At 44.1% G+C, this 22591-nt stretch carries 14 protein-coding genes and 1 riboswitch; of the genes, 6 read left to right on the plus strand and 8 right to left on the minus strand.

The genetic code is table 11. The features are described 5' to 3' along the window. Positions 1-249: 249 nt before the first annotated feature. The 4 genes from AAE02nite_RS10650 to AAE02nite_RS10665 all read right to left on the minus strand — a co-directional run bounded on the left by AAE02nite_RS10650 (position 250) and on the right by AAE02nite_RS10665 (position 5498). A complete protein-coding gene (locus tag AAE02nite_RS10650) occupies positions 250-657 on the minus strand; it encodes an ester cyclase (protein ID WP_146897708.1) in 408 nt (135 codons plus the stop codon). Between the two features lie 13 nt (positions 658-670). Next, a complete protein-coding gene (locus tag AAE02nite_RS10655; RefSeq protein WP_146897709.1) occupies positions 671-1459 on the minus strand; it encodes an MBL fold metallo-hydrolase in 789 nt (262 codons plus the stop codon). Between the two features lie 70 nt (positions 1460-1529). Further along, positions 1530-2399, minus strand: coding sequence for a helix-turn-helix domain-containing protein (locus AAE02nite_RS10660; RefSeq protein WP_146897710.1), 870 nt, complete (start codon positions 2397-2399; stop codon positions 1530-1532). 618 nt (positions 2400-3017) lie between these two features. Beyond that, complete coding sequence (locus AAE02nite_RS10665) at positions 3018-5498, minus strand: TonB-dependent receptor (RefSeq protein ID WP_146897711.1); 2481 nt, start codon at positions 5496-5498, stop codon at positions 3018-3020. A gap of 710 nt (positions 5499-6208) precedes the next feature. On the opposite strand from AAE02nite_RS10665, the gene AAE02nite_RS10670 reads away from it, so the two are divergent. The 3 genes from AAE02nite_RS10670 (at position 6209) to AAE02nite_RS10680 (ending at position 13545) form a co-directional block, all read left to right on the plus strand. After that, positions 6209-8128: an alginate lyase family protein gene (locus tag AAE02nite_RS10670; protein ID WP_170252573.1), complete on the plus strand. Its 1920-nt coding sequence runs from the start codon at positions 6209-6211 to the stop codon at positions 8126-8128. A gap of 821 nt (positions 8129-8949) precedes the next feature. Then, positions 8950-12015, plus strand: a complete 3066-nt coding sequence (locus AAE02nite_RS10675) for a SusC/RagA family TonB-linked outer membrane protein (RefSeq protein WP_146897713.1) — start codon at positions 8950-8952, stop codon at positions 12013-12015. A 27-nt stretch (positions 12016-12042) separates the two neighbouring features. Then, entirely contained in the window at positions 12043-13545 is a 1503-nt protein-coding gene (locus tag AAE02nite_RS10680) for a RagB/SusD family nutrient uptake outer membrane protein (protein WP_146897714.1), read from the plus strand. A 112-nt stretch (positions 13546-13657) separates the two neighbouring features. Here the strand turns inward: AAE02nite_RS10680 and AAE02nite_RS10685 are convergent, their stop codons facing one another. Both AAE02nite_RS10685 and AAE02nite_RS10690 read right to left on the minus strand, forming a co-directional pair. Further along, the gene (locus tag AAE02nite_RS10685; RefSeq protein WP_146897715.1) at positions 13658-14044 is read right to left on the minus strand and encodes an endonuclease domain-containing protein; all 387 of its coding nucleotides are present in this window, start codon (positions 14042-14044) and stop codon (positions 13658-13660) included. A gap of 224 nt (positions 14045-14268) precedes the next feature. Then, positions 14269-16704, minus strand: a complete 2436-nt coding sequence (locus AAE02nite_RS10690; protein ID WP_146897716.1) for a TonB-dependent receptor — start codon at positions 16702-16704, stop codon at positions 14269-14271. 182 nt (positions 16705-16886) lie between these two features. Between AAE02nite_RS10690 and AAE02nite_RS10695 the strand changes: the two genes are divergently transcribed. Further along, a complete protein-coding gene (locus AAE02nite_RS10695; protein ID WP_146897717.1) occupies positions 16887-17198 on the plus strand; it encodes a hypothetical protein in 312 nt (103 codons plus the stop codon). Positions 17199-17275: 77 nt separating this feature from the next. Here the strand turns inward: AAE02nite_RS10695 and AAE02nite_RS10700 are convergent, their stop codons facing one another. Both AAE02nite_RS10700 and AAE02nite_RS10705 read right to left on the minus strand, forming a co-directional pair. Further along, on the minus strand, positions 17276-18682 hold the full coding sequence (locus AAE02nite_RS10700; protein WP_146897718.1) for a hypothetical protein: 1407 nt from the start codon (positions 18680-18682) through the stop codon (positions 17276-17278). A gap of 155 nt (positions 18683-18837) precedes the next feature. Beyond that, a complete protein-coding gene (locus tag AAE02nite_RS10705) occupies positions 18838-19833 on the minus strand; it encodes a P-loop NTPase fold protein (protein WP_146897719.1) in 996 nt (331 codons plus the stop codon). 353 nt (positions 19834-20186) lie between these two features. Further along, positions 20187-20276: riboswitch (TPP riboswitch) on the plus strand. Between the two features lie 82 nt (positions 20277-20358). On the opposite strand from AAE02nite_RS10705, the gene thiS reads away from it, so the two are divergent. Continuing rightward, the gene (thiS, locus tag AAE02nite_RS10710; protein WP_146897720.1) at positions 20359-20565 is read left to right on the plus strand and encodes a sulfur carrier protein ThiS; all 207 of its coding nucleotides are present in this window, start codon (positions 20359-20361) and stop codon (positions 20563-20565) included. Between the two features lie 10 nt (positions 20566-20575). Next, on the plus strand, positions 20576-22447 hold the full coding sequence (gene thiC, locus AAE02nite_RS10715) for a phosphomethylpyrimidine synthase ThiC (RefSeq protein WP_146897721.1): 1872 nt from the start codon (positions 20576-20578) through the stop codon (positions 22445-22447). Positions 22448-22591 lie beyond the last annotated feature (144 nt).

Consider the following 22591-nt stretch of genomic DNA (forward strand, 5'->3'; position numbering starts at 1 on the left):
GAATTGGGGAGCAAAAGAAATCCAATTGTTCAAATAAAATACAATTACCTAAAATTGGTCTGCCGGTTTCAAAGGCGAAGAAGAAATACACCTTAACCTGTATAATCCTTTATCCGAAAATTTTAGATTATTTTTACAGGCCATAATCTTACTGAAAACAATAATCGCCCCAACAAGAGGCGATTGTTATTTTCTATAAAACACCTGTGTGCTGATTGCTGTCTTTTGAAACTTTATTTATCATAGAAGTTATCTTGCTACTTGAGCTCGAATATCGGCCTGGTCAAAATGTGCACGCTTTTCTATGATCTTACCATCTTGTATGGTTAGCAACATCAATAAGGAAAAGCGCACGAAGTTTCCTTTGGGTTCAATCCCAAAAACCGAGCTTTTAGTATGCTGACCTTCAAAGATCATATAAGCTGCCACTTTATGCCCCTCGGCCAGGATTTCCTGAATACGGAAGGAGAAGGGTTCAAATGCATCAAAGTTTTTCTTCTCTGAAGCTACAAAGCCATCAGCTCCTGGTAAAGGGCTATCCACCTGAAAATAAAACACAAAGTCTTTGTGTAAGAACTCAGCAGCGGTATCATAATCTTCCCGGTCAATAGCTTCATAGAACCTGCGAACCAGTTCTTTATTCTCCTCAATATTCATAGGAAGTGAAGGCTTAAAGTGAAATTACCTGACCGTCCTGGGGAATGATAACCTTATCCTGAATACCTTGATCCGTAACAAAATCGCTAAGTTCCTTTCTGCTCAGGATGCTGTGGTTTACAGTTTCCATATGAATGGCGATGATGGTAGCATTAGGTAATATCCTGTTGATTTTCAGAATGTCATTTTTACCCATGATGACAGCCCCTAAAGCTTCATTCTCAAAGCTTGCATTACCTGCGTTCACCACTACAACATCTGGCTGCCATGTTTTCAGGTTGCTCTCTACTTCATCGATCCAGATAGTGTCACCTAGAAAGTAGATTGATTTTTCGCCTTCTGCATTGAAATAGAAGCCAGAAGCCTTTCCTAACACCTCAGCTAGTTCTGGAATGGAATAGGCAACATCTGTTCCGTGCTGGCAATAAGTTTTCTTGAAGTTCAGGCCTTCAAAGTTTGCGTCCGTTCCTAATGCTTCTACATTAGTAAAACCTTGTGATTGGATGACTTGGGCATCATCTTCATTCTGTGCCAAAATCTTTATGTCCTTGGGGAGGGTTTGCACGGCCACTTCGTCCCAATGATCTGGATGCAAGTGTGAAACAAGAACAGCATCCACGTCAAGCAGGCTCTCCGGCTTAACAGGCATGTCCACCAGGGGATTGCTCAAGTGTGAATTAGCTGTACCTGGAAATCCAGGATATCTCCCCTTTTCGGCAAACATGGGGTCAATTAATAATTTTTTGCCGGCATAGTTTAAAACTACAGTTGCATTTCTGATAAACTGAATATTTGATGGCATAACCTTGCTATTTTTATTTATAAATGCAAAGTTCCTTAATCCTTTAAAAGAGCTCCCTACCCGTTATCACTCAATTACTACCATTTTGATAATCAGCCACAAATGCAGTGGTTGTCTGGCCGGATTGCGTTTTGAAAAACCGCATCAGATGATTGGGCTCTGAAAAATTGAGTTCGTGGGCTATTTCGGCAACAGTAAGTTTAGCGTGCAGGAGATAATTCTTGATTTCGAACAGCAAGCGTTGTTTTAATAAATGGGTGGCCGTGACACCAAACTGGGCTTGTACCGCTTTATTCAGCGTAATTCGGCTGATGCCCAGCAGCGCAGCATACTCACTCACCCGTTGCTTTTCTTTAATATGAATTTCCATCAGCTTCTTAAACTCGTAAGCATAGGTGTTCTCGGGTTTGTCGAGGGGCAGCTCGTTTTGCAGGGCATAATCCCGGTTTAGGGTAAGCAATAAGTAATAGAGCAGAGAACGGATGATATGCTCACTGTCTAACTTTGTTTTTTTCAGTTCAACGTTGATTTCGGAAAGAATGCCGCAAGCCTTCTGAATAGCTTCATCCGAAACTAGCAGGCTCAAGGAGTAATCCAGTTGGTAAAAATATAATAAACGGTAAGTAAATAGCTTGTCGGCAAAAAAGTCATTCAAGAAGTCTTCCTGAAAAATAAGAAACGTGAAATCTAAGTCGAGAGGGTTTAATTTCCATTGTCGTTTCTGAAAAGGAGAAATAAAAACAATCGTATTGTAGGTTATAGCAATCTTTCCTCCGTTCAATACCAGATAGCCACTAGCTTTTTTGAAAAATAGGATTTCAAAATAATCCGTTTTGTATACTTCTGTGTCTATATAAGCTTCCTTTAGGTCCTCGCCTAAACCGACTCTGAGTAAAACATCTACGCCACACGCCGCCTTATCAAATTTAATCGTTTTCAATTTCTGGTTTTCTGATTTACATGAAAGGTTTAAGTGTCATTAATCCTGGCCCTGCTGCTTTTACTGGGTTGTTTCGAAATTAGGACTTACGGCAGTTTCGTGAGTGAAGCGTCATGGCTTGTTTTGTTTGAAAGGAAAGATGGTATAAAGCTCTGCCCAAGGACTTTTGGTTTAGTTAAGCAATCTTCTATATTCTTACCAGCTATTACTTTCTCCAATTTCACACCAGCTTATCCTAACGATTCCAGTATAGTGTAGGGTTCCATTAATTTTAAAAATATAGTTATTACATTATATTGTATTTAAAAACTTATTTCTATATTGGCTACACAAATTCGAGGTTGAGCGGTAATGGTGATAATTTTTAGCGACCGAGAGGCCGCTGATAGCACACTCAATTAGAATTTGTTAAAAGTCGCGGTAAGCAAGCACATGCTTATGGAGGATAGGCTAATATTTAATGTGCTCAGATATTAGCAATTCCTTCTTTCCGTTCACACACAAACAGTTAAAATAAAAAAGCCAGCTCCTCACCCAAAGCTGGCTTTTTTACTATCTGTTATTTACCGCTGGCAATAAGCAAATGGTTGGTCGTGCTGTTTTAAAACAAACCAATTGCTAATTGGTAGCCCCACCTCCCTGGCCTCCGCCGGAAACATCATCGTTTTTAATACCGCGTTTTTTCCGGGCAATATCGCCCTGCAATTTGCCAAAACGGTAGTTAAACGATAGGCTCAGCCGGCGCATCACGTAAAACGATTCGGAATTCTGGTAAAAACGAGTATCCTGAAGTTCGTTGAAAAAGCGGCGGTTACGTTGGAAAGGACTGCTGATAGATAAATTGAGACTGCCTTTGTCTTTTTTAAAGAGCATCCGGGTAACCGAAAAACTATTATAGGCCCAACCCGCAGAAGTACCTTGCAGCAAAATCTGGGGCGAATTGTACCCGATATTACCGCTGGCCCGCCATTTAGTCCCGAACTTATAATTCACATAGCCAAAAACATTGGCCGTAATACCATTATTGCTCACGGGCGTTAAGGTATTGGTTTTGGTTACGGTATCGGCCACGGTAATTACGCCGTTAAGCTGTACAAAATTGGTACTGGCATTCAAACTCAGGTTCAGGTTTTTGGTTAAATTCATGTTAGTGTTGAACGATAAGCCCAGCCGCTGATTTTTGCCAATATTGCCGTAAGTGGTGCGGGCAACCGAATCGGCGCCCAAGGTAGTGAACAGCTGAATAGAATTGTTCGTGAAATTGTAGAACAAACTGGTATTCACCGATGTTTTTTTGACAAAGGTGCTATAGGATAAATCGAAGGAGTGGTTGGTGGCGGCTCTTAAATTGGGATTACCAAAGTAGATATTACGGGGGTCGGTGCGGTTCACATAAGGGTTCAGGTACCAGAGGCCCGGCCGTTCGATGCGTTGGGTATAGCTTAGCCGCATGGTCTTCATCTCCTTCAGTTTCCGCGACAAAGCAATGGAGGGAATTAAATTAAAATAATCCTGGTCTGCCACGGTACCCGAAGAGGCAAAGTCGGCGTTGATGCGGGTTTGTTCCAGTCGTGCACCCAGTTTCAGGCCCCAGTCTTTTTTCTTAAAGCTGTACGAAGTATAACCGGCAAAAATATCCTGGTGGTAATCAAAATTATTGCTTTGAGCCGGGTCTATTTCGTATTGCCCATTATCAGGATTCAGGTTGGCATAAAAATAATCGCTGCTGTTCAGGCGGGTAATCGTTTTAAGGCCCATTTCCAGGTTATTCTTCCCAATGGGGTGCACATAATCGGCCTGCACGGTATGTTCGGCCGAGGTGCCGTTGTTTTGCGTGGTGCTGTACACCAGGGGCCGATCGGTATATTCCAGCCGGAAATCAGTGTCGCTGTCGTTGCCGCCGTTGTTAAATTTATACGACAATGTAAAAAGTTGTTCTTTGTTTTTCCGGAAGCTGCGCTGATAATCGAGGCCTACATCGTACCCGTGCCACTCAAAGGCTCCTTTGTTGTACCGGTTGTAAGACAATCCCGGCTCGCCGGTATAACTGGTATTTAAAACCTGTTGCGTTAGGTTGTTCCGGCTGTTACTGACGTTGAAGCTGAAGTTACCGGTTATTAAATTCAAAGAATCGAGCTCGTAACTCAAGTTGCCGTCTAAATAATTAAAAGTGCCGTGGTTATTGTTAATGCCTCTTTGGTTCAGGCGTATTTTGCGAATGTAATCATCGCGGAATAAATTATTTTCAGCAGACGGCGACTCGTTGTAGTTATGCCCGTAATATCCCGAAAAACCAAATTTTTTGATTTTGGCCGTTAAGTAGCCCCCAGCATTATAACCTACGGGCGTACGGGCACCCAAATTAATGGAGCCATTATAGCCACCCAGGGTTTTCTTTACCGTTATAATATTTATAATTCCGCCCACTCCTTCGGCTTCGTATTTAGCCGGCGGATTGGTAATTACCTCTATATTTTTAATGGTGTGGGCCGGCATACTTTTCAGTACTTCTTTGGGATCCCGCACAAATAACGACGAGGTTTTGCCATTTACCAATACCCGGTAACTGCCGCTGCCTTTCAACTGGATGTTATCTTCGGCGTCTACGGTAATGAGGGGCACTTTGCGCAGCATGTCCAGGGCCGTCATGGTTTTACTTTCGGGATCTGCTTCTACGTCGTAAGTAATTTTATCAATGTCTTGTTTTATGAGTTGTTTTTGGGCTACCACTTCAACCTCTTTCAATTGGCTCGAAGTGGGGCTTAGTTGTATCCGGCCTAAATTAACCACCGGGTTACCTACCGGAAACTCTGTAACTTTTAGTATACGGCTTTTAAAGCCTACGTAATTAATCACTACTTCATAGGCTTTGGGCGGTAAACCGGTCACTTCAAAAGAACCATTGTCCTGGGTATAAGTACTTTTAATAGGTTCTTTTTTGCCGGCTTCGCGTACCCCAACCGTAACATACCCCAGCGGCGCTACTTTAGCTGAATCTATGACAACGCCTTTAATGACAGCGTTGCCGGCTGGTACCTGCGCGGCTACGTGAGTTAAAATAATACAACAGAAAGGTAGAAACAGAAAAAGTTTTTTCATAGGGTAGATTTAGTCAGAAAATAAAATAGATACAATTTTTGGTAACCATTTACTCGGTAAGGGTAAGCCACGAAAAATTCAATTCAAAATACCTGGGTGGGTAAAAGCGTAAAAACCAGTTTAAAGAACTGGTAAGCGGCATTACTAAAACAAAGCCAAAATTAGGAAAGCAATTCTGGATTATAACGGGTTAACAGTAATTTAATTATTCAAAGAAGTTTTTTAATACTGAATCAATAAAGTTAAATACCGCACAATTTGAATGGTGCTCTCCCATTTCTATTAAATAATAAGAGCAGCCGGTGGCGAATTTTCCATAAAAAAATTTAAAAAACTTTTCCACATTCGGCATTCTGTGCATTTACCAGTTTGTCATAAATAAGCTGGATAGATTAAAATAGGTTGCTGGGGAGTACTCACCGGAGGTATTTACCGGGAAGTAGTGGAGCATTAACTTCCAAATTTACCGTAATAATACAAATTGCTAGCAACACTGCTTTTTGTCTTAGTCCGAAACTGCTGCTTTACGACAAAAGTGTTTAAGGCAGGAACAGAAATAAGATAATTTGGCTATTAATTTCCTACTGGCTATATTTTGCCTAAATCCTATATACTAGCCTTTCTTTATACCAGCTATGGCTCTACGTTTCTACCGCCAATTACATTTTTATTTGACTTTAAGCTTATTCTTATTTGGAAGCCTTTTAAAGGTGAACCTGGTAACCGGCCAAACTTTAAATAATCCGGAAGCGGCGTTACAGGCAGCGCAAAAGCTGTTGAGCCGCCTGGATTTAAACGCAACCGGTCTGGAAAAAGTAAAAGCACAGGAAAAAAGCCCGCTTTTAGCCGCAGAAGCGCTCCTGGCGTATTATCGGAGCCGCAGTTCGGTAAAGCACCCAATCAATCCCCGGGACAAAGCCGGCCAACTCGGTAAATGCGCCAGCGAAAAAGATTTAAAAATAGCCAACGATGCCTTGCAGCACATTTTTGTAGGCCAACCCGCTTATCCTGCTCATTTCTGCGGAGAAGATATTAACTGGGCTACGAACCCTTACCCCGATAAAGAATGGATTTGGCAACTAAACCGCATGACTTTCTGGGACGCTATGGGGCTGGCCTACTGGCATACCGGCGAGGAAAAATACGCGCAGGAATGGTGCGCCCAATTAGTAGACTGGACCCGGAAAAATCCCCGTGACGAAGCGCACCAATACGCCTGGCGGTCCATCGAAGCCGGCATCCGGGGTTACCATTGGACCGGGCTTTTTCAGCGATTTTTGTATGCACCTTCGTTTACCCCAGCCGTTTTAGTAGCCTTCCTGAACAGTTGCTACGACCATTCCGAATATTTAACCACCAAGTACACCAAAGGCAGCAACTGGGGTTTAATGGAGGCCGAAGGGCTGGCTTTCATTGCCATTACTTTTCCGGAGTTTAAAGAGGCGGAAAACTGGACCGCCGAAGGCATCAAACGCCTGAACCAGGAAATTCAGAACCAGGTTTACGCCGACGGGCACCAGCGCGAACTGGCTTTTGGGTACCACATGGGCTGCATCGATTGGTTTTTACGGACTTATAACCTGGCCGGCCTGAACGGCCGGCAGCAGCAATTTTCACCGGCTTACACCCAGGTAATCCAAAAAATGTGCGAAGTGCCGATGAAGCTGTCTTTTGGCGATGGCACCACCCCCCAGTTCGGCGATTCCTGGTCGGGCAAACCGGGCCAATATTACCCCAAATTAAAAACTTGGGCCCAGTTATTTAACCGCCCAGATTTTCTGTACGTAGCCACCGAAGGCAAAGCCGGCACCATGCCTGCCCAAACCGCTTTTGCTTTAGAAAAAAGTGGCCTTTATTCGATGCGCAGTGGCTGGAGCCCGGATGATATTTGTTTGGTACTGAAGTGCGGCCCCAACGGTGGCGGCCATTCGCAACCCGACAACGGCACCTTTGAGCTTTACGCCGGTGGCCGTCATTTAATGCCCGATGCGGGCAGCTATATTTACAGCGGCGATCCGGTAAACCGTGCCTGGTTCCGGCAGACCAAAGTGCATCAGACGCTCACTTTAAACGGTGCCAATTCGGCTTATGCTCCCAAACAATTGCTGTGGCAACCCGGAAAAGATTTGGATGTGCTGGTGGTAGAGAACGCGAGCTATCCTAACCTAACTCACCGGCGGGCTGTATTTTTTGTAGATAAGCAATATTTTATAATTGTAGATGAGGCCGTGGGTGAAGGTGCCGGCGAGATAGATCTTCATTTTCAACTGGCCCCTGGTAAGGCAATTTTTGATAACGAAAAATTAGCCGTGCGCACCGATTTTACCGAAGGCTGGAATGTACTGGTACAGACCAATAGCCAACCCGGAATAAATTTAGAAGAGGAAGAAGGACAAGTCTCTTTCGTTTACACCAAAAAAGAACCTCGCCCGGCCTTCCGGTACCGGGTCCGCAAAGTAGCAGGCCAGAAAGGAATCCGGTTTGTAACCGTAGTCGCGCCTTATACCGGCTTGCTTCCTAAAGTAAAAGCAAAAGTAATGGGCAACCCCGAAATAGGTACCTCCCAACTAAGATTAACAGTAGGCGCAAATGGCCGTTCTAAAAAAATTAGTTTTAACCTAAAAGAATAATCCTTGATAAGTACTGCTGGATTATTTCCATAATTAGAACCTGGCTTTTCTAGTCTAAACTAATTATTGGCTGTTACATAGGCTGACCACACCATAGTCTCATTCCCTATAGCCGAAGAGGAACTGGCCAGAAAGTAAATAAGGCATAATTTATCTAAAGACCCAGAAAGTTTACCTGACCATTAATTTATCAGACAGGTAATCTAAGTCCATCTCCTTTAGGAGAGGGATTTAGGGTGAGGTCCCACCAAGCTGAATTCAGAAGCTGTTTCGTATTTCTGTTCGTTACAGCATCTGGTATCATGGGTTATGTTATTTTATTACCGCCAATATTAAAATAACCGCCTGACTAGTGGCTGGTGCGTCCGCCGCAAGGATAACGATTTATTCCAACTTTTAAATGGTAAACAGCTTCTTACTGCTAAAGCTGCTTCCTCATTATTATTGTAACTAAATAATATTTTTTATAAAAATATTGGCTAATGCTAAACTTTTATTTAAATTGATTAGCCTTACCCCAGTTTATTAAATACCCGGGGGTGAGGCGTTTCAGGAGATTAGCGGGGTTCGGATACCACTGAATTATTATAATCGGCTATATGAAACAAAACCACACTATTACGCCACCCTGATAGCTTTAAATAGCTATTTTCTTTAACACCAATGCCGCTGCTGCTTGCATTTAACCCTATTCTACCTGGGAAGCAAGGAAATTAACCTGGTTCTTTAACCTGGTTCAACTACTCTCTATCTTAGCTGGTTATGCCGCTAATTTATTCCGCTTGTTTTTAAATTACAAAACGCAACTGTTAATCTGTTTTATGAAAAATAATATACCCCCTATCCAAAAACAGCACCACCTCCTGCTGGTTAATAATAATCCCCGGCGTTTAACCCGGCTTTTAACATGCACCTTGCTCTTAACGCTTCTTTTAGGTGCTTCCACCACCGCGTTTGCCCAACGAGAAATTCGCGGAAAAGTGACCGATGCAACGGATAACACCAACTTACCGGGCGTTACCGTTTTAATTAAAGGCAGCAGCCAAGCCACCACTACCGACCCCAGCGGCAATTATACCATTGAAGTGCCTAGCGACCAAAGCACCCTGGTTTTCTCGTTTGTTGGTTTTGTACCACAGGAAGTTCCGGTAGGTAACCGAACCACTATAAACGTGGCTTTAACCGGCGATGCCAAGGCCCTGGACGAAGTGGTGGTAATTGGTTACGGAACCGTCAAGAAAAGTGATGTTACCGGGTCGGTTGGCTCCGTTTCGTCCGAAGAATTAACCGCATTTCCGGTGCCTAACCCCGTAATGGGGTTACAGGGCAAAACACCGGGCGTCCACGTGATGCAAAATTCCGGCGCGCCGGGCGTAAACGTCAGTGTCCGGATTCGCGGGGGCAATTCTTTACTCGGCAACAACGAGCCGCTTTACGTGATAGATGGTTTTCCATTGTCGGGTAATCCCAACGCCATTAACCCCAACGATATCGAATCCATTGAAGTGCTGAAAGATGCATCGGCTACCGCCATTTACGGTTCGCGGGGCGCCAATGGCGTGGTGCTGATTACCACCAAAAGCGGCAAAGCCGGCAAAACACAGGTTACTTTCGATAGTTATTATGGGGTTCAGCAGGTAACCAATACCATCGAATTGATGAACGCCCGGGAATTTGCCGAAATTGCTAATGAGCGGGCCATCAATGATGGTTTTCCGCCGTACTTTACGCAGGATCAGGTAAATTCTTTTGGGGAAGGCACCGACTGGCAAAAAGAATTATTCCGGTCGGCCCCCATGCAAAACCACTCCATTAATGCCGCCGGCGGCAGCGAGAAAACCCAGTATTCTATTTCGGGCAGCTATTTGGGCCAACAAGGCATTATTCCGAATTCCGACCACCAGCGGATTTCGCTCCGGGCCAATATTAACCAAAAGCTGGGTAATAAATTCAACCTGTCGTACAACTCTACCCTAGCAAATATTGATCAATCCCAAATTGATATTAACGGCCAGAAAGGCGGCACCGTTTTATCGGCCGTGCTGGTAGGGCCGCCTACCGTGGCCCCGTACGAGGCCGATGGCAGTTATAGCAATGTCCGGCGCTATGTCTTCAGTCCGAACGAACTACGGAACCCGCTGGCCATGGCCAAAGAGCGCAAGCAGGATTTTAACACTAAATATATTTTAGCCGGGACCGCTCTTACCTACGAGCCCCATAAAGATTTCATATTCCGGACTTCGGTGGGTATTGAAACTTCTTTTACCCGCGAGGATAATTATTCTTCCCGGGTGCTGGATAATACCCCTACCGGCCGGGCAATTATTTCTTCGGCCGATTGGCTGAATATTCTGAATGAAAATACCTTAACTTATCATAAGCAAATTAACCAGGACCACGATTTGAATTTATTAGCCGGAGCTACTTACCAGCAAAACAGCTTACGCAACTTTAATTCGGGTACAGTAACCGGCTTCTTAACCGATCAGCTGGAAACAAATAATTTGCAATCGGGCAGTGTGCCCGGTACGCCCGAAAGCGGTACGTCTGAATGGGTACTGGCTTCTTACCTGGGCCGGGTGAATTACGCCTACAAAGGCACTTACCTGTTAACCGCCAGTATCCGCAGCGACGGTTCTTCCCGGTTTGGCGTAGGCAATAAATGGGGCTATTTTCCATCGGCCGCTTTTGCCTGGCGCGTAATTAACCAGGATTTTGCGAAGAATATTTCCCAACTATCCGACCTGAAACTACGCTTGTCGTGGGGCATAACCGGTAGTACCGCCGTTGATCCTTACCAAACCCTGAATAGCTTAACCTCTTACCGGACCGTATTTAACGATGCCCGCTACATTGGGTATGCCCCAAATGCCAACAGTCTGGCAAACCCCGATTTAAAATGGGAAACCACCGCCCAGTATAATGCCGGTTTAGATTTAGGATTATTCCAGAACCGTTTAAACCTGACGTTTGATGTTTACCGGAAAGATACCCGCGACTTGCTCGCCTTTGTGCAACTGCCTACTTCTACCGGTTACGCCAGCACCATCAGCAATATTGGTAAAATCCGGAATACCGGGGTGGAACTCGGTTTAAATACCGCCATTTTTAATACTGCCTTTAAATGGGATTTGGGGGTAAATTTCTCGCGGAACCGCAGCGAGGTTATTCAGTTAGCCAGTAACAGCGATGTGTTCGGAGAAGTAATTCCGCAACCTTTGGCCGTGGCCATAAACCTGGTACGGGTGGGCCAGCCGGTAGGGGTTTTCTATGGCTACCTCGAAGATGGCCTGGATGAAAAAGGCGCTATTAAGTACAAAGACATTGATGGACAGCCTGGCATCACCGCCAACGACCGCACCATTATCGGCGACCCGAACCCCGATTTTCTGTACAATTTTACTTCGAATATGTCTTTCAAAAACTTCGATTTAAATTTTATATTCCAGGGCAAACAGGGCGGCGATATTTTTAACGTAAACACTACCGCCGTGGCCAACAGCTTTTACTGGGGCGAAAATCAGTTAAAAGATTTCTTCAACAACCATTGGTCGCCGGCCAATCCCGATCCCAACGCCAAATATCCGAAGGTAAGCTCCAAAACCATTTTCTCGGCTTCGGACCGCTTTGTGGAAGATGGCTCTTTTCTTAAATTAAGGAATGTGCAGTTGGGCTATAATTTGCCGGTGGCCCAACTGGGTATTACCTGGCTCAAAAACTTAAATGTTTACGTCAGCGGCCAGAACCTGCTCACCATTACCAAATATTCCTGGTACGATCCCGAAGTAAACACCCGGGGTGGCAGCAATTCTATTTCCATGGGTATCGACAATGCCGGTTATCCCAATGCAAAAATGTACACGTTCGGCGTCCGGTTTACCCTTTAGTTAAGCACTTTTCATAAAAATCCAGATATGAAAAAATTAATATTTAATATTTTCAACCTGTCAGACAAGAAGAAAATTATAGTTGCTTTATTTGCCGGTTTCCTGCTCACGGCCTGCGGCGACGACATGCTGCGCGAAGATCCGAAGGACCGCTTAGCCACCGTTAATTTTTACAAAACCAAGGCCGACGCGCAGGCTGCCATTGATGCCATTTACCAGCCTATTCGCAGTACCTACAGCGGTACCGACTGGGGCGGACAATTTACCGGGGCCGAAGATTACGCCATGGGCACCGGCATTTATTTGCCTTTGTCGCAGTACGTGATGAACAGCTCGGCCATTGCGCGGACTGATGCCGCCTGGCGGGCCTTTTACCAGACCATCCGGAACGCGAACATGGCCTTAAAATATATTCCGCCCATTGCCATGGACGAAACCGAAAAAAATGCTTTCCTGGGAGAAGCCCGCTTTTTAAGAGCCCTGGCCTACCGCGATTTGGTTAGGAGCTGGGGGGGCGTGCCGTTGCGTACCGAGCCTACCGAAAGTCTGGGTGCCAGCGCCATTTCCGCGGAGCGGGCTTCGGCTGCCGATGTTTATAATTTGATAATTGAGGATTTAAAATTTGCCGAAACCCACCTGCCGAACAAGCAAGCCTTAGCCGGTAAGCCTTCTAAGTGGGCCGCCAAAACCATGCTGGCCGATATTTATTTGTATACCGAAAAATGGCCCGAAGCCCGGGACAAAGCCGACGAAGTAATTAAATCCGGCGCTTACGCTTTGGTACCGGTTACCCAGCCCAACGATTTTGAATTAATATTCGGGCCAACGGCCCTTACTTCCACCGAAGATGTTTTTTCCTTTAAATATTCCCGGTCGTTGGGCGGCTCCCAAATTGCGCAGCAATATTCCATGTCCAATAGTGCCTATTCGTCGGGCGGTTACGGTTCTTTTTACGGTTTGCCTACTTTCCCGCTGTTAAGAGATTGGGACAAAAACGATTTGCGGTACAAGTTTAATATTTATACTTCTTACCCCACTAAATCCGGCACCATTGTGCAAACCAGTCCTGACCAGCCTTTGTTGTTTGGCAAATTTAAAGATGCTGGTTTTGCACCCAGCCATGGCAACGATTTCCCGATTTACCGCTACCCCGATGCTTTGTTAATTTACGCTGAAGCCGCCAATCAGGTCAATAACGGCCCTACTGCGCTGGCCGTAGAACGCCTGAATATGGTACGCCGCCGCGGTTACGGCTATAACCCAACGTCTCCTTCTCCGGTTGATTACACCTTAAGTACGGCTCCTACGGCCCAGGCATTCCGAAATCTGGTGCTGCAGGAACGGGCTTACGAGTTCCTGTGCGAGTTTAAGCGGTGGTTTGATTTGGTACGGACCAAAACCGTGAAACAGGTAATTAAGGCAGCCAAAGGAACTGATGTAACAGATAATTTCCTGCTGTTCCCAATACCAAAAGTGGAAATGGATAATAATCCGGCTTTGGGTCCGGAAGACCAGAATCCGGGGTATTAGCACCTCATCCCCGGCCCTTCTCCTCTGGGAGAAGGGAGCGGTCCAACTTGATAAGTCTATCTGTTAGATAAAAGAATGAAGTTAGGCCGGAAGTCCCTCTCTCGAAAGGTGGTTACCACCCGGGAGAGGGACTTAGGGTGAGGTGCTTTCTTATAGTTTCTAAAACACCTCCAATATTATTTAAAACTTCTTCATTTCGGAACCGCAGCACTTTCACACCCAGCTCTACTAATTCATAAGTCTGGCCAACATCGTATTCTTTTATTTCGGCTTCGTTATGGTATTCGCCATCCAGTTCAATGGCCAGCTTAAATTCGTGCATGTAAAAATCGGCGATAAAATTTCCCAGGGGGTGCTGCCGTCTAAACTTATGGCCAATTAATTGCCGGTTGCGGAGGTGTTGCCAGAGCACTTCTTCGGCGGGTGTTTGCTTTTTGCGGTTATCGCGGGCATAGCCGAATAATTTATTGGCTGCTCCTTTGTGTAGGTTATCTTCCATAGCACCTCACCCTAAATCCCTCTCCCGGGTGGACGCCACCTGAAGGCGAGGGACTTCCCGGCTATTCCGTTGTGTCCTTTCCCCTCCAGTTAAGAGCTTCATTTTCTTTTGTTAACTTCTTATAAAATATTCTACTTTAATCGAAGCAGAAACGTTTCAAGTCACAAATCAGCTTACTCTGGCAAGTCCCCTTCTCCCAGAGGAGAAGGGCTAGGGATGAGGTCTTACCTACCTCCCTTATCATCATTACTAATCTTTTTACTTTGCTTGCCGCCGGCCGTCATTTGCCCGAAACGCCACTCAAAGGTTAAACGCAACGAGCGGTTCACAAACATGGAGCGGGAATGGGATTCGAAAGTAGGCGCGGATTGAGTGCGGGTTTGGCGGACGCCCCGGGTAAACGGATTATTCAGGCCCAGGTTTAGGCTGGCTTTTTTGTCCCAGAACTCTTTCTTCAGGGCCGCCCCGTACCAGTAAAAACCTGAATTTTCACCTTGTAAGCTAATCCAGCCGGAGTTGAAATTGCCGTTGACCTGCACTGAGTAATTTTTGGGCAGTTTATACGTCGTGTTCAGGTTTAAATTCCAGACCCAGCCGTTGTTGCCCTGGTTTAAAGCGGGGCTGCGCAGGTCTACGTAACGCAAATTGCCGCCGCCACTCAAATTCCAGTTCTTGTTAGGTTGCCCCGATACGTTCAGGTTTAAGCCGTATAGCTGGCGCTGGGCAATATTTTGCGGTTTAAACACCGATACCCCCTCTTCGTTCACCGTTCCCAAATATTCAATGGCATTATCGGTGTAGTTCCAGTACACCGACGTGTTGACGGATAAATTTTTCTTCGTGCTCAGGCTGTAGGCCAGTTCGGTGGCATGGTTCAGTTCGGGATTCAGGTAAGGGTTGCCGGTAGATTGGTTCAGGGTATCGGTGCGGTTTACCCAGGGGTTCAGGTACCACACCAGCGGCCGCTGAATGCGCTGGGTATAACTCGTTTTTAAGGTATGGGTACCAAAAGTTTTCGAAAGCGTAATGCTGGGTATCAGGTTGGTGTAAGCATCTTTAATTTTCGATTCGTCGGTGGTGATGTTTAAGAAACGGCCGTTAATATCGGTTTGCTCCAGCCGGGCACCCAGGTTCAAACGCCATTTCTTTTTGGTTTCGAGGCGCACCGACGTATAACCCGAATATACCCTTTGAAAATAATCAAATTCGTTCGACAGCGTGGGGTTTAACAATAAAGGCGCATCGGAGCCGGCGGCTTCTTCTACGGCGTACTCGCTGCCAATGTCCCGGCGAATGGCTTTCACCCCGATTTCCAGTTTCAGGCTGGTGGTATCGCGGCGACCGGTTATTTTAAACGGATGCGTGTAATCGGTCTGGACGGTATATTCTTTGTTGCGGCTGTAGTTGCTGTTGTGCTGCCGGAACGTCATTACGTCGTCGTCGCCGTAGGTATCGGTATCATAAAAATAATTATCGGGCATGCGGCTAAACTGCCCCAGTATGGCCAACTCCTGTTCGGGCTTTTTAAAGGTTTTGGTATAACCTATATCTAACTGGCCGTTGCCGAAAGGGTTATAAAACCGGCTCTCGTTCCGGAAAGCAGCTAGCTCAATTCCAGTCGGGCTCCGCAGCCAGGTATTTTGGGTGCGGTTATTGGGGTAATGGCCGCCCCAAACATTGGCCGAAAAGTTAACCCGGCTCGTAGAATCAATATCATAATCCAGACTCATTTCGCCGTAGCCGCCCGTGCCGGTATTATCGGCGTGGTTGCGCTGGGTTAAAATATTTACCGGCACGCCATCCCGTAAATTAGTACGGGTAACCTGGTCTTCCCACAAATTGCGGTACTGGTAGCCGTTGGCCGACATCGAAAAACCAATTTTCTTTTTCCGGTAGTTCAGGCTGGTGCCCAGGCCTCGGTTAAAATTACCCGCCGTTACGTTGGTGGTGCCGCTAAAGCCCTGCAAACCTTTTTTGGTAATAATATTAATTACGCCCGCCGAACCCTCGGCATCGTATTTAGCCCCCGGACTGGTTATTACTTCAATGCTTTTAATGGTGTTGGCCGGCATCTGGCGCAGGGCATCGGCCAGGTTGCGGGCCATCATGGCCGAAGGTTTGCCGTTCAGCAATACCCGAATATTGCTGTTGCCCCGCATCTGCACGTTGCCGTCTAAATCTACCGTTAAGGTAGGCACCTTGCGCAGCACATCGGCGGCCGTACCACCCGCGTTCGAAATATCTTTTTCGGCGTTGTACACCAGCCGGTCGCCTTTGTCTTCTACCAAAGCCTTCTGGCCGGTTACTTCCACGGCCCTTAGCATTTTGGCGGCGGGGCTTAACCCAATCTGGTCTAAATGCAGGTTGGGCTTATCGGCGGTCAGGTTTACGGGTATTTTTTTTGCCCGGTACCCGATAAACGTAAGCTCCAAGGTAAAACTACCCAAAGGCAGGTTGGGCAATTCAAAAATGCCGGACCCATCAGCGGTGGTGCCGGTAATAATTTTGGTACCTTCTTTCAGGGCCACCGTTACGTACGGCACTGGTTTGGTGGTGAGGGAATCGGCGGTAACACCGGTAATTTTGCCGGGCCGGGCAGTTTGGGCCGCAGCGTTGCCCACCAGAACCAGTAGCAGCAACAGGGTAAAAAAGATTTTCATAGTATGTGGCAGATAATTTAGTTAATGCTTAACCTGGTAAATCAAAACTGCACGCCGACAGAAACTTTTTTCCTGCTCGCTATCTCTTCCTGTTTCCTGCCTGTTCGGAACCCGTAGGCCAGCCCGGCTAAACAATAGATGCCGAACCGGTAATGCTAGTTGCCTGTCCTTTAAATAATATTATGACTATTAAACTCAGGAGCACTTGGGTTTTTATTAATAGTTACAAAACAAAAGTGCAAAACGGGGCGGGCAAAAGAAAAAGCAGCGGTGTGAACAGCATAAAAAGCAGGGTGAAATTCCGGAAAATTGGGTTAAATTGTTTTGGGGGTAATTTGGAGTTCGGGCTTGCTGTTTTACTTATTATTGGTTTTAAAACCAATTGTTATAAACAATTTTCAGGACAAAGAGTTAGGCAGTATGTAAAATCAGACGTGCAAGATCCAAGCTTCAACGAAGCATTCTTATTACAACGAATGCCTAAAATAATTTAGCAGAAGGAACAAAAACCATTTACCCGAAGAATGAAATATCATGAGGCGATGAACTGTGCCTGAAGGTGAATTAAATATTAAAATATAGCTTCTCTTTTAATTGGTATGGTCTTAAAATTGAATTTGATGTAATTTCCAAACCCTTCGCTTGCTACTTGTTGGTAGAACTGTAAAAATTCTGGTATATATTTCCAGCCCTTATTTCTATTCTCTTCAAGCATAGCAATAAAGTTTTCCCAAGTATCCCAAATTCTTAAAACATAGTCATTTAAGGTATATTTTCCTTCTTCCCTTCTATTAACAGAAATAAGATCGCGTAAAAAAGCATCAATATCTTTTTGAAGAATAAAATCTCTAAACACTTCTTTTGCTTTTTCAGAGAAAACTTCTACCTCATTCCCTGCATCATACTTGTATATTTTACAATCATTAAAAAAACTCCACAAGTAATCGTCGAGCTTTTCTGCAACCTTACAATATTTTTCAAATAGATTAACAACAATACTATTCAACTCATCCTTTGACAACGGTAAATTATCCGAAGGCTTTTTTAACCATTCACTTATTATTGTGCTTTCAAAAGCATACGGATACTCAGCATCATTAAGTAATTTAGCAAGAAAGGATTTATACTCTTCCGATTGCGTTTTAGAATTATAGTATTTTCTACTGATAGAATGATCATAATCTGAAAGCTTATCCATTAAATCACTTGCATCATAACCAACATTGTAAAGGTCATTATAATTTCGCTTTGACTTTTGTTTACCGAAGAAGAATATAGCTGTAATAACTTTCTCAAAGTCTTCTTTATTATTAAAATCTCTAATATCATTAAATCTATTTAATAACTCATGCTCCATACCAGCTTCAACATAACGTTGAATTAAAGAATTGAACTCTTCTTGAGTTGATGTTCTAGCCTTTGTAAAAGCAACCTCTGAAATACTTGATTCACCAAGGTTATAACTAAAATACTTCCTATATTGCAGTGGAAAAACTACTGATAGATGGTCTTGCTTTCCATTATTATCATATTTATGTTTATCAAATATATGAACCAATAAGTCCACAATATTTTCAATATCTTCTTCATCTATGAAAAGGCAATCTCTATTTTTACTCAAGTAACTTCCAAGTTCATAATTATTGGATTTGCTATTGTTAGATCTTTTCTCAACAGTTTTTAAAATATATTGATGTTTATACTTGTTGACTGGTTTTGTAGTAAAGTAGATATAAAAGTTTTTAGAGATATGCTCAAAAACAGAAGGAAACTTTAATCGTAGAAGTTGCAAATGTAAAAAATCTTTAAAAAAAACTTCTTCATAAAGTGCCTTCATTGTTACGGATAATGAATTAGAAAGTCGCGTTACATCTCTAATACTTGAAATCCAGTAAAAAAAATTAATATCTTTATTTAGTCCATAATATACAGGGTGTAGGGTATTTTGAACTGTTTCATGAATCTGTTCTGGTAACAATTCTTTTAAATTTTTTAATAATCTCTCCTTAAAAATTTCAGGCTCAAAGTATGGAAGATTGATCTCAAGTTGAAATATTTTTTCTAAAAAGGATTGGAAATTATGTGGGTTATATTCACTTATTGCTTGTAGTGCATAATCCCTATCATAAGCAACTAAAATATTGTATTATAAAAATTAGCAGTATTCCTAATTAATCGCATCACTTCAATAATCTCGCTTTTATCCAATCTATCTAGGTCATCAACAAATATTATTATCTTCTTATCAATTTTTTTTAATTTAATATTAATTTCTTGATGAAGACTATTTATAGAGTTGTCACCTATTAGAATGCCTGCGGTTGCTTTAATCGATTGAGTTATATTATTATCACTTAATGCAATTAACTTGTCAGAATATTTTCTTAACTCGTGAGCTAATGAAGAGTAGTACTTGCGTAGCTCATCTTGTAAAGTATCAAAAAAATCCTGAATTATAGATTTCGGAGAGCTACTATTCCAAGAATTAAAATCTATTATAATATTTTCTTCTGAAGAAAGATTCTGCTTAATTAGGTTAAAGAAAGAAGTTTTACCCATTCCCCATTTAGCATTTACTCCAATAGCAAATGCCTTTTCAAGATGCGTTGACTCAATTCTTTCAGCTATAATTTTAGCAAATGTATTATACCCTAAATCATCTTGCTTATTTGGGTTTAAAGGTTCATCATCAAAAAAGGAACTAACAGTAACTTTATTTTTTTTGCCTTTATATGTTAGCATTGTCCACCTGACAAAAAGCAAAAGAAGAGATAGCAATATTAAATCAGCATATTTGATATATGTAAAATTGAAAAAAGGGGTAAATTCCCAAATATGTCCATTGCTTCGGTAGTAGATATAAAATGCACTTGTTGCTAAAAGAATGAGGAAACTATTGTTTGCTATTATTGCTTTACGCCTGTAATAAGAATATACAATTATTAAAATGGCTAAAAATAAAAATATGATATTATTAAAAAAACTGCTTTGGCAATAGGAAAGTATATGTTCTACAATTGTTTTACTTAACAGTTTTTCTATAGGTTCATGAAAAACAATTAGACCACAGATGGTGATTATTATTAGAATTGTTGATTGTTGAAAAAGCCTTAGAAATATTTTTTTCATTTATTTTTAATGGAATAACAAAGATGCCCAACTTTTTCCTCCAGGATGAAGAATGAAATATAATTATTTACCACAATATTTATTTGCAAATAAATTAAATTTAAGACACAAATGCGCAGTTTGTATAATCTCAACCTTTTTAAACTACTGCTATAATCGGATAAATACTAATAAAATAAGTTTTTGAATTTCCCTTAATACAGAAAAGAGAGCGCTTTTGCTTTTAATCCTAAATTATTGGCTAAACCGCAGTTAAATCTTTGTTAAGGCTCCTTGTCTATCTTCCTAAATTAAATCTTCTATTATTTTTATCAAATAGACTTGCATTTCTAAAAATAATTTAAATACATTTGAGGCAACTTTAGGGGTGCCGAAAGGCTGAGATGATACCCTTGGAACCTGAACAGGATAATGCCTGCGAAGGGAAAAGTGAGCTTCCTTTTTATAACGCCGGAATACTGCCGGCGCTTAGCCATTTCCTCCTCCTAAAGCTTTACCGTAATTTTTAACCAAGGTATTGCGCCCATGCTTGTTTCTGTTAATAATCAGCCGGTAGAATTACCTCCTGGCGCCACCACGTTAAACCTATTGTTGCAGCAACTCCAGTTCGCCGACAAAAAAGGCATAGCCGTGGCCATTCAGGACCAGATTATCCCCAGAAGCACCTGGCCGGCTTACGCTCTACAGGAAAACGATAAAGTAACCATTATTCAGGCCACCCAAGGTGGTTAATCCAACGCTTATGAAAGAGGAAAAAACCCCGATGCAGGCAGGTATTACCCGCACACCGCTGCCTAATTCCCGTAAAATTTACGTTCCCGGAAACCTGCACCCCATCCGGGTGGCCATGCGCGAAATCACCCAGAGCGATACCGTCTCGAAAATAATTGGCGGCGAAAAAAGGGAAACCAATACCCCGGTTACGGTTTACGACACCAGCGGCCCCTACACCGACCTTAACTGCGAAATTGACTTGAAAAAGGGCTTGCCCCGCCTGCGCGAACCCTGGATTATTGGTCGGCAGGATGTAGAAAAATTAGCCGGTTTAACTTCGGAATACGGCCAAATGCGCACCGCCGATGCAAAACTGGATAGCCTGCGGTTTGCGCATATTCAGTTGCCTTACCGGGCCAAAGCCGGCCGCAATGTAACGCAACTGCATTACGCCCGCCAGGGAATTATTACCGCCGAAATGGAATATATCGCCATTCGGGAAAACCAGCGCATCGAGGAAATGCAGCAGGACCCAATGCTATGGCAACAGCACCCCGGCAACAGTTTCGGGGCCAATACCCCTAAAAATTATATTACGCCGGAGTTTGTGCGCCAGGAAGTAGCGGCCGGCCGGGCCATTATTCCGGCCAATATTAACCACCCCGAAAGCGAACCCATGATTATCGGCCGCAACTTTCTGGTTAAAATCAACACCAATATTGGTAACTCGGCGGTAACTTCCAGCATTGAAGAAGAAGTAGAAAAAGCAGTCTGGAGTTGCCGTTGGGGCGGCGATACGCTCATGGATTTATCGACGGGAAAAAATATTCACGAAACCCGCGAGTGGATTATCCGCAACTGCCCGGTGCCGGTGGGTACGGTGCCCATTTACCAGGCCCTGGAAAAAGTAAACGGCAAAGCCGAAGACCTGACCTGGGAATTATTCCGGGATACGTTGATAGAGCAAGCCGAACAGGGCGTCGATTATTTTACCATCCATGCCGGCGTTTTACTGCGCTATATTCCCCTGACGGCCAAACGGGTTACCGGCATAGTGTCGCGCGGGGGCAGTATTATGGCCAAGTGGTGTCTGGCACATCACAAAGAAAACTTCCTGTACACCTACTTTGCGGAAATTTGCGAAATCATGAAAGCCTACGATGTGTCGTTCTCGCTGGGCGATGGGTTGCGGCCGGGTTCTATTGCCGATGCGAACGATGCCGCGCAGTTTGGCGAACTCGAAACCCTGGGCGAGCTCAGCAAAATTGCCTGGCAGCACGATGTGCAAGTTATGATTGAGGGACCGGGCCACGTGCCGATGCACCTGATAAAGGAAAACATGGAAAAGCAACTGGCCCACTGCGACGAAGCTCCTTTTTATACCTTAGGCCCCTTAACCACCGATATTGCACCGGGTTACGACCACATTACATCGGCGATTGGCGCGGCCATGATTGGCTGGTACGGTACGGCCATGTTGTGCTACGTTACGCCCAAAGAGCACCTGGGCTTACCGAATAAAAAAGACGTGAAAGATGGGGTAATTACCTACAAAATTGCCGCCCACGCTGCCGACTTAGCCAAAGGCCACCCGGGTGCCCAGCACCGCGACAATGCCCTGAGCAAAGCCCGCTTCGAGTTCCGCTGGGAAGACCAGTTTAATCTGGCCCTGGACCCCGATACCGCCCGCGAATTCCACGACGAAACCTTACCGGCCGAAGGCGCCAAAATTGCCCACTTCTGCTCCATGTGCGGTCCGCACTTCTGCTCTATGAAAATAACCCAGGAAGTCCGTGATTTCGCCGACAAACAAGGTTTAGCCGAAGATGCCGCGCTGGCCAAAGGCCTGGAAGTAAAAGCCTCCGAATTCAAGCAAAAAGGCAGCGAAGTGTATTTGTAGGTGGTTAGTAATTAGTAATTAGTTGTTAGTGATTAGTTGTTAGTGATTAGTTGTTGATTGTTAGTAGTAAGTAATTAATGGCACGGAAGTTAAAGTAACCCATTCCTGTCATTCAGGAGGAAACTATTTAGCAGGCAGCCAAAA

Origin of the sequence: Adhaeribacter aerolatus (assembly GCF_007991635.1) — a bacterium.
Classification (GTDB): domain Bacteria; phylum Bacteroidota; class Bacteroidia; order Cytophagales; family Hymenobacteraceae; genus Adhaeribacter; species Adhaeribacter aerolatus.